The organism is Janthinobacterium sp. (assembly GCF_009923995.1).
GTDB lineage: Bacteria > Pseudomonadota > Gammaproteobacteria > Burkholderiales > Burkholderiaceae_D > Janthinobacterium.
Genome location: NZ_RFSK01000112.1, coordinates 1 through 7,459, shown reverse-complemented (window position 1 = coordinate 7,459; position 7,459 = coordinate 1). Strand labels below are relative to the sequence as shown.

At 66.4% G+C, this 7,459-nt stretch carries 8 protein-coding genes; 4 read left to right on the top strand and 4 right to left on the bottom strand.

Annotated elements, in window-relative coordinates:
- Window position 1 precedes the first annotated feature (1 nt).
- Window positions 2-484 (top strand): peptide-methionine (S)-S-oxide reductase MsrA, encoded by a 483-nt coding sequence (gene msrA / locus EBS11_RS27615; protein ID WP_290608589.1) that lies wholly within the window; start codon window positions 2-4, stop codon window positions 482-484.
- 34 nt (window positions 485-518) lie between these two features.
- On the opposite strand, the gene EBS11_RS27610 is transcribed toward msrA, so the two are convergent.
- A complete protein-coding gene (locus tag EBS11_RS27610; RefSeq protein WP_290608587.1) occupies window positions 519-1,754 on the bottom strand; it encodes a cyclopropane-fatty-acyl-phospholipid synthase family protein in 1,236 nt (411 codons plus the stop codon).
- Window positions 1,755-1,868: 114 nt separating this feature from the next.
- A complete protein-coding gene (gene pdxH / locus EBS11_RS27605; RefSeq protein WP_290608585.1) occupies window positions 1,869-3,068 on the bottom strand; it encodes a pyridoxamine 5'-phosphate oxidase in 1,200 nt (399 codons plus the stop codon).
- Between the two features lie 112 nt (window positions 3,069-3,180).
- Here pdxH and tcdA point away from each other — a divergent pair, with 112 nt between their 5' ends.
- Window positions 3,181-4,035 carry a tRNA cyclic N6-threonylcarbamoyladenosine(37) synthase TcdA gene (tcdA, locus tag EBS11_RS27600; protein ID WP_290608583.1) on the top strand — a complete coding sequence of 285 codons (855 nt, stop codon included), beginning with the start codon at window positions 3,181-3,183 and terminating at the stop codon, window positions 4,033-4,035.
- Between the two features lie 8 nt (window positions 4,036-4,043).
- On the opposite strand, the gene thpR is transcribed toward tcdA, so the two are convergent.
- Window positions 4,044-4,562: an RNA 2',3'-cyclic phosphodiesterase gene (gene thpR, locus EBS11_RS27595; RefSeq protein WP_290608581.1), complete on the bottom strand. Its 519-nt coding sequence runs from the start codon at window positions 4,560-4,562 to the stop codon at window positions 4,044-4,046.
- Between the two features lie 100 nt (window positions 4,563-4,662).
- Here thpR and EBS11_RS27590 point away from each other — a divergent pair, with 100 nt between their 5' ends.
- Together EBS11_RS27590 and cysK are read left to right on the top strand one after the other, a co-directional pair.
- Window positions 4,663-5,127, top strand: a complete 465-nt coding sequence (locus tag EBS11_RS27590) for an FKBP-type peptidyl-prolyl cis-trans isomerase (RefSeq protein ID WP_290608579.1) — start codon at window positions 4,663-4,665, stop codon at window positions 5,125-5,127.
- Between the two features lie 84 nt (window positions 5,128-5,211).
- A complete protein-coding gene (gene cysK, locus EBS11_RS27585) occupies window positions 5,212-6,144 on the top strand; it encodes a cysteine synthase A (RefSeq protein WP_290608577.1) in 933 nt (310 codons plus the stop codon).
- On the opposite strand, the gene EBS11_RS27580 is transcribed toward cysK, so the two are convergent.
- Window positions 6,105-7,364, bottom strand: a complete 1,260-nt coding sequence (locus tag EBS11_RS27580) for an SGNH/GDSL hydrolase family protein (protein WP_290608591.1) — start codon at window positions 7,362-7,364, stop codon at window positions 6,105-6,107. The genes cysK and EBS11_RS27580 overlap by 40 nt on opposite strands.
- Window positions 7,365-7,459: the final 95 nt, after the last annotated feature.

Below are 7,459 nucleotides of genomic sequence, written 5' to 3'. Positions count from 1 at the left end.
CCTGGAAGCCGTGTACCAGGAAGCGCGCGGGGTGGCGCACGTCGAGGCGGGCTACACGGGCGGCGCCGTGCCGCATCCCACGTACGAGCAGATCTGCACGGGTGGCACGGGCCACGCGGAAGTGGTGCGGCTGGAATTCGATCCGGCCGTCATCAGTTATCATGACATACTGGAAATATTTTTCACGATCCACGATCCCACCACCCTGAACCGGCAGGGCAACGACGTGGGCACGCAATACCGCTCCGTCATTTACTACCAGTCGGCCGAGCAGGAAAAAGTGGCGCGCAAGGTGCTCGCCGAGATGGCCGGCGTGTGGGACGCGCCCATCGTCACGGAACTGGCGCCGGCGCAGCCGTATTACAAGGCCGAGGAGTATCACCAGCATTACGTGGAGCAGCATCCGCTGCAGGGCTATTGCGCCTGCGTCGTCGCGCCCAAGGTGGAAAAATTCCGCGCCATGTATGCGCACCGCCTGAAGTGAGGCGCCCGGCGCCAGGCCAAGCGCGTCCCGCCGTTCACGCCGTCAGCACGGGCGCCGGGCTGGCGGCCTGCTCGTACATGTAGTTGCGCGACCACGGCAGGGTGGACGAGCGCCGCCCCGCCTTGACGCAGACGATCTGGTACAGGCTGATCAAGTCCTGTTCGAAGGCATAGGCGCAGCCGGCCAGGTACACATGCCAGATGCGGAAGCGCCGCTCGCCCGCCAGCGGACGGATCTGCTCGGCATGGGCCTCGAAATTTTCCGTCCACAGGGCGCAGGTGCGCGCATAGTGGCGCCGCAGGTTTTCCACGTCCAGCACTTCCAGTCCCCCCTGCTGCATGGTCTTGAGCACATTGCCGATGTGGGCCAGTTCGCCGTGCGGAAACACATATTTCTCGATGAATTCGCCGCCGCCATACGGCGTTTCGCCATTGTCCGGGTCGGTGGAAGTGATGCCGTGGTTCATCGCCATGCCGTCCGGCGCCAGCAGCTTGTTGATGATGGAAAAGTAATCGGGTAAATGCTTGAGGCCCACGTGCTCGAACATGCCCACGCTGGTGATGCGGTCGAACTGGCCCGTGACGTCGCGGTAATCCTGCAGGCGGATCTCGATCAGGTGCTCGAGGCCGGCCGCCGCCACGCGCTCGCGCGCCAGCGCATACTGGTTTTCCGACAGGGTCACGCCCACGCAGCGGGCGCCATATTGCTGTGCGGCACGGATGACGAGGGCGCCCCAGCCGCAGCCGATGTCGAGCAGGGTCTGGCCCGGCTGCAGCTGGATTTTCTTCAGGATGTGGTCGATCTTCTTGACCTGCGCCTGTTCCAGGGTTTCATCGCCGTGTTCGAAGTAGGCGCAGGAATACACGAGGGCGGGGTCGAGGAACAGCTGGTAAAAGTCGTTCGACACATCGTAGTGGTAGCGGATGGCCTCGGCGTCCTTGCTCTTGTCGTGCGTAAAACTGCGCACGATGCGGGCCAGCTTGCCTTCCGGCTTGAGCGTGTTGCGCGCCAGCGCGTTGCAGATGGCAATCATGTCCATGGCCGTGCCCTTGACCTCGATATTGCCTTCCACGTAGGCCGAACCCAGGTTGGCCAGCGACGGGTTCAGCAGGTAGCGGGCCGACGCGGCCGTCGGCAGGCGGATGGTGACGCGCGGCGCTTCACTGGACAGGTCGACATGCTGGCCGTTCCACAATTCGATGCGCAAGGGCAGGGCGGTCTTGCTGCGGATGCCCGCGATCCAGGACTTGAGTTGGTTTTGTACAAACAAAATGGCCTCCAATGAAGCGGCCGCTGGTCGCGGCCGCAAATTGAGAAACAATGATCCAAGTACTACACCTCATAGCCTACACCTATATTGTCCGGCCTGCTTTGCGCCATGTGTTCACGGTTGCAGGCGCTGCATGCGCCATTGCCCGTCCGCCCCGCGCGTGTAGACGATGCGGTCGTGGAAGCGCGAGCGGCGCCCCTGCCAGAATTCGATGCGCTCCGGCTGCAAACGATAGCCACCCCAGTGCTCGGGGCGGGGCGGCGGGGCGTCGCCGATGGCGGCGGCCACGGCTGCATAATTGCTTTCCAGCGCGGCGCGGCTGGCGATGGGCGCGCTCTGTTCCGACGCAATCGCCGACAGGCGGCTTTGCACGGGACGCACATTGAAATACTCGTCGCTCTCGGCGGCCGAGGTCTTCACCACCGTGCCTTCGATGCGCACCTGCCGCTCCAGCTCGCGCCAGAAGAACAGCAGGGCCGCATGCGGGTTGTGCTCCAGCTGCCGGCCCTTGTCGCTGTGGTAATTCGTGTACCAGGTGAAGCCCCGCTCGTCGAACTGCTTGATCAGCACGATGCGCGAGCTGGGCTTGCCGTCGGGGCTGACGGTCGCCAGGTCCATGGCGTTCGGCTCGACGACCTGGGCCTTGACGGCTTCGGCGAACCATTTCTGGAACTGGGCGACGGGGTCGGCCAGCACGTCCGTCTCGCTCAGGCTGGACTGGGCATAATCGGTGCGCATGGCGGCCAGCCTGGCGGCCGGGTCCGGCGCTTCGGCCGCATCGGGCGCGATGCCGCGGCGGCGCTGCATGGCCGTGCCCAGCTGTTCCATCTGCTGCGGGCTGAACAGGCGCTTGGCCATGGGCGCCAGCTGGCCCTCTTCCTTGCTCATGTGGGCCTGGTAGGCGGCGACATAGTCGCGCACGCCATGGGCCGGCAGCTGCGTGCCCGTGCCGGCCGCGATGGCGTCCAGGGCCGGGCGCAGGGCCAGCCAGGCGTCGTCCATGCGCTGGTGGTCGGCGAGGATTTCCGGCACCAGGCTGGCCAGCACGGCCGCATCGTCGCCCGTGGCCGTCGCCTGCAGCATGGGCATCAGGTCCTGTTCTTCATCGTCATGGTGCAGATGGGCGGCTTTATTGAAATATTGCAACACTGCCTTGGCCGCCTGCTGCGCCTCCGCCGTGTTGCCGTGCTGTGCCAGGTGGGCCAGCAAGCCTTGCAGGGTGGTCAGCTGCTTGCGGATCTTGTCGTGGCAATGCTTGAGCACGGCGATAGGCTGGTCAAAGCCGGGAACGGAGTCGAACAGGGGAGTGGTCATGGCGTGTTCTCATGGTGGGCAGTGTGGGGGCACGGCGACAGTTGTTCTTGTCGCTCTGTCTATCCGGCTATTTTAGAATATCCGCCGGCGCAGTGTCCGTTAAAATGGCGGCATGCATACCTCCACCAATGAACAAATTTCCATGGACTTGACCGAGATCGATTTTGACCGGCGTTTCGGCGGCATCGCCCGCCTGTACGGCGCCCCCGCGCTGGCCCGCTTCCGCGCCGCGCACGTGTGCGTGATCGGCGTGGGCGGCGTCGGTTCCTGGATCGTCGAAGCGCTGGCGCGCAGCGCCGTCGGCCGCCTGACCCTGATCGACCTCGATAATGTTGCCGAATCGAACATCAATCGCCAGATCCAGGCCATGAGCGACACCATCGGCAAGGCCAAGATCACGGCCCTGGCCGAACGCATCGAACTGATCAACCCCTTTTGCCAGGTCACGCAGATCGAGGATTTTATTACTCCCGAGAACCTGGAGCAGTTGCTCGGCGGGCGCGACTTCGACTACCTGGTCGACGCCATCGACAATGCCAAGGCGAAAGCGGCTGTCATCGCGTATTGCCGCGCGCGCAACATTCCCATGCTGACCATCGGCAGCGCGGGCGGCCAGACGGACCCGACCCTAATCGCCGTGCGCGACCTGTCGAAGACGGAACAGGAGCCGCTGCTCAAGCGCGTGCGCAAGCTGTTACGCACGGAATATGGTTTTCCGCGTGGGGTGAAAAATAAATTCAATGTCGATGCCGTGTTTTCCATGGAGCCGTTGAGCACGCCAGAGAGCGCGGAAGCGTGCGCCATCGACGGCACGCCCGCCGGCGTGACGGGTTTGAACTGCGCCGGTTTCGGCTCCAGCGTGGTGGTGACGGCCAGCTTCGGCATGGTGGCGGCCGCGCATGCGCTGAAAAGCCTGCGCCAGGAGCACGCCGCTGCCGTGCCGGCACCCGTGCCGGACGCCGCCTAAACCAGTTTCTAAACCAGTTTCCTGCTGGCCACGATGCGGTAGTCGCCGCTGCTCTTGAACGATTCCACCAGCACCAGTTCGTCCGCCTGCCAGACGATGGGCGCGAGGTCCAGGACGGGCGGCGGCGGTGCCTGGCGCACCAGGGTCACGTGCGGCGTAAAGCGGTCGTGCTCGAAACGGGGCGCCAGGCCCTGTCCGGCCAGCGCCTGCATGCAGGCGGCGCGCACGTCCAGCAGGGCGGGCGAGGGCTGCGCCAGCGCGGCCCAGGCGAGGGCCAGCTTGGGGAAGTGGCTGGCGTGATCGAATGCCAGGCGCATGGGGCGCGCCGGCAATTGCTCCAGGATGCCCAGCAGGGCGGGCAGCTCGCCGGCCGGGCGCTGGCCCAGGAAGGCCAGGGTCAGGTGCAGCTTGTCGGCGCGCACGGGCTTGCCGGGCAAGCGGGCCTGCCAGGCGGCCAGGGCCGCGCGCGTGGCCGCATCGGGCCACAGGGCGTAGAACAGGCGGGGAAAGTGTGAGTCGGGTGACAAGTTTTTCCTATCGTTGCGGCGGTTTGCTATCATTGGCCTTCCCTGCCGTGCTCACCGGCGCTTGCAGGGATCTCACCGACACTCAATGAAAGAATACATCATGACGCGTAGCTCCGTTTTGTTTGCCCTGATCTGCTCCGTCGCCGCGTCGCTGGCGCAGGCACAGGCGCCGGCACCTGTTCCCGCCTCCGCCGTATCGATGAGCCCCGGCCCCGCCGCCGATAAATTGATCCTCATCGACAACAAGGTCGGCACGGGCAAGGAAGCATCGGCCGGCAATACCGTCGTCGTGCACTACACGGGCTGGCTGTACCGTCCGCTGGCGAAAAATTCGCGCGGCAAGCAGTTCGACAGCTCCGTGGGCCGTGGCCCGTTCGACTTCCAGCTGGGCAAGGGCATGGTCATCAAGGGCTGGGACCAGGGCGTGGCCGGCATGAAAGTGGGCGGCAAGCGCACCCTGATCATTCCGGGCGAGCTGGCCTACGGTCCCCGCGGCGCCGGCAATGGCGACATTCCGCCGAACTCGGCACTGATCTTCGACGTGGAATTGCTGGACGTTAAGTAATTGTTCAGTTTCGGCAGCGCACCGCGTGCGCTGCCGTGAAAAAGCGGTAGACTGGGATTTTCTGATACCGCTGTGGAGATTCCCATGAACATCGCCAACGACGTCACTGAACTGGTCGGCAACACCCCCCTGGTGCGCATCAACCGCATCGCCGCCGGCAGCGTCGCCACCATCCTCGCCAAGCTCGAATTCTACAATCCCGCCCACAGCGTCAAGGACCGCATCGGCCTGTCCATGATCGTCGCCGCGGAAAGCGCCGGCAAGATCCATGCCGACACCATCATCGTCGAACCCACCAGCGGCAACACGGGCATCGCCCTGGCCATGGTGTGCGCCGCGCGCGGCTACCGCTGCACCCTCGTCATGCCCGATACCATGAGCCGCGAACGGCGCATCCTGCTGCGCGCCTACGGTGCCGAGCTGGTGCTCACGCCGGGCAGCGAAGGCATGCTGGGCGCCATCCGCAAGGCCGAGGAGCTGGTCGCGGCCGACCCGCGCTACCTGATGCTGCAGCAATTCAACAATCCCGCCAATCCCGCCATCCACCGCGCCACGACGGCCGAGGAAATCTGGCGCGACACGGACGGTCAGGTGGACATCGTCGTCGCGGGCGTGGGCACGGGCGGCACCATTACCGGCATCGGCGAAGTGCTGAAGGAGCGCAAGCCCGGCGTGCAAGTGATTGCCGTGGAACCGGAAGCGTCGCCGATGCTGTCGAAAGGCACGAAAGGGCCGCACCCCATCCAGGGCATCGGCGCCGGCTTCGTGCCGCAGATCCTGAACACGGCCATCTACGATGAAATCATCTGCGTGAAGAACGACGACGCCTTCGCCACGGCGCGCCTGGCCGCCAGCGATGAAGGTTTGCTGGTGGGCATTTCGTCGGGCGCCGCCCTGTGGGCCGCCCTGCAGGTGGCGCGCCGTCCGGAAAACGCGGGCAAGACCATCGTCACCATCATTCCGTCGTTCGGCGAGCGCTACCTGAGCACGGCCCTGTACGCGGGACTGGGCGACTGATCCCGGTCAAACAGTAGCGACAGGTCTATCTTTTCCGCCAGCGCCCGGTTGCCCGCATCGCCCGGGTGCAGGTGGTCGCCCGAATCGTAGGCGGGCAGCAGGCGCTGCGGATGGGCCGGGTCGCGCGCCCACGCGTCGAAGTCCAGCACGGCGTCAAAGCTGCCGCTGGCGCGTATCCACGCGTTCAGCTGCTGGCGCAGCGCATCTTTCTCCGGCTGGTAATAGTCGTCCAGGGGCGTGCCGGGCAGGGCGCCGGCGAATGGCGTCAGGGTGGCGCCGATGACGCGCACGCCGCGGCGGCGCGCCTGGGCCACCAGCCGGGCGTAGCCGTTAGTCAATTCTTCCAGCGTGGGCCGGGGTGCCCGCGGCGCGAACGCCGTGCCGGGCCAGCTGATGTCATTGATGCCGATCAAAACGATCACCGCGCGCACGCCCGGCTGGTCCAGCACGTCGCGCCCGAAGCGGGCCAGGGCCTTCTCGCCCATGCCGTCGGATAACAGCCGCCCGCCGGAAATGCCCGCGTTCAGCACGGCCACGCCCTGCGGCGCCAGTCGGGCGGCGAGGAAATCGGGCCAGCGCGCATCCATCCCCAGGCTGGCGCTGGCGCCATCGGTAATCGAATCGCCGAGGATGGCCACGGCTTGCGCCGCCGGCGTGGCCTCGACTTCGATGGCACTGAGCAGCAGGCGCGCCGTGGTGGTCTGCACGCCGGCTTGCGCGGCATCGATGCGGGCGGCCCGCGTCTGCTCGCCGGGGGCGATCCATGCCGTTTCGCGCCCGTCCCAGTGAAACGTGGATACCGGGCTGGACTGCGGCAGGTGGACGCTCACCGTCAGCCGCGCCAGATCCGGCACGGACAGGTCGACGGGGTCGCTGACGAGGGGCGCGCCCGGCGCCGCCGTGGCCGCAGGCTGGCCGGCAAAGGTCAGCGTGCGCAGGCTGCCCGGGCGGATCGCCGATGCGCCGTCCGCCAGGGCCACGGTGGCCGCGCCCACGTGCAGCGGCACCTTGCCATAGGCATTCGACAGCACGATGCGCACGCGGGGGCCGCCCACGCTGATGCGGGCTACCTGGCGTACGGTGTGCCCGTGCAGCACGGCGGGCACGTTGCTGGGGAAGAGGAAGCCGGCGTCCCACACGGCTTGCGGACTGGCCGTCCAGCTGGCCAGCCAGGCGGGTGCGGGGGCGGCCGCATGGACGGGGGGCGTGTTCAGCGCCAGGGCGTGCGCGCGGTGATCGTTTTGATCGGCATCAATGACATCAGCTGGCCCGGCACGGCGTTCGCGCCGCGGGCACCCCGGCCCACGCTGGAAGA

Excerpts from the sequence above, each read along its gene's own strand:
- EBS11_RS27590 (WP_290608579.1), top strand. The coding sequence starts at position 4,663 with ATGACGCGTAGCTCCGTTTTGTTTGCCCTGATCTGCTCCGTCGCCGCG.
- pdxH (WP_290608585.1), bottom strand. The coding sequence starts at position 3,068 with ATGACCACTCCCCTGTTCGACTCCGTTCCCGGCTTTGACCAGCCTATC.
- tcdA (WP_290608583.1), top strand. The coding sequence starts at position 3,181 with ATGCATACCTCCACCAATGAACAAATTTCCATGGACTTGACCGAGATC.
- cysK (WP_290608577.1), top strand. The coding sequence starts at position 5,212 with ATGAACATCGCCAACGACGTCACTGAACTGGTCGGCAACACCCCCCTG.